Here is a 1,034-nt window from a genome sequence, read left to right as displayed (position 1 = left end):
CTGCAGCAGCACTTGTAAGATTAATATCATTAGAAATCTTCTCTATACTTTTATCAAGCTGGGCTTTGTTAACAGCTTCATTACCATTCACAGCTGCCTTCACACCAGAAATTGTCCTATCGTTGCCTGCATTATTTGCAATATTAATTATAGAACCTCCTGTTTCCTTACCTATGGTGATAGTACCTTCATTTTCCTCCTGCTTAACGAGGCTATTTTTTGTCGCATTCGCAATCTGATTTTGGATATTCGTGATAGAAGTATCAACAGCATTAAAAGCAGAACCAACATTATTATGAGAATTACCCTGAATTGTATAAGTGGGAGCCTTACCGTTAGATACATCTGCACCACCACCAAAATACTTTGATATATTTTTAGCAATTGTTGTCAGATTATTTGTAACAGTGTTAACATTCTGATTAGTAGCAAAGAGCTGCGAACCATTCACTGCATCGGTTGAATTAGCAGAAATGTCTCCATTGGCAAGAAACTTAATTTTGCTATTTTCTTTGTCTGCTCCATGCTGTGCTACAAATGCCTGCTCATCATTACTCCACAATAGAGAATCTTTAGAAACACCCTCAATTTTCTGAGTAAATTCATTTGCTACATGTGTTAAGCGGCTATTCACATTGTTGATATTGTCATCAAGCCCTGTCAAAGCGTCACCAACATTATTATGGTCTTTAGATACTGCTACGCCATCTTCAGAAATGCGCGATAAATGATAGAGCGGACCGAACAAAATACCGTCGCTAAATTCCGCATTCCCACCCAAAATGTTTGCTACATCTCCAGATATTTTTTCAATCTGCCTACCATTGATCGCATCATGCGAATCTTCAGAAATTTTCCCATCTTTAACATTATGGAGGGAAACGGGTGCTGTAGTCTTATCACCACCCAAAGTTATGCTATTATAATTAACGGTATCTTTTTCTTTATCATAGAGAACTGCAGCAGCACTTGTAAGATTAATATCATTAGAAATCTTCTCTATACTTTTATCAAGCTGGGCTTTGTTAACAGCT

The 1,034-nt window shown here is 37.2% G+C and carries 1 pseudogene; it reads right to left on the bottom strand.

The annotated features are described in order from the left end of the window. Positions 1-1,034 (bottom strand): annotated as a pseudogene (locus ACFIK4_RS05515) (hypothetical protein); the annotation flags it as partial.

This window comes from Bartonella sp. AP9QHHD (genome assembly GCF_042195625.1).
In the GTDB taxonomy this organism is placed as follows: domain Bacteria; phylum Pseudomonadota; class Alphaproteobacteria; order Rhizobiales; family Rhizobiaceae; genus Bartonella.
The sequence above is the reverse complement of the archived record's forward strand: the minus strand, read 5'-3'. Positions and strand labels throughout refer to the sequence as shown.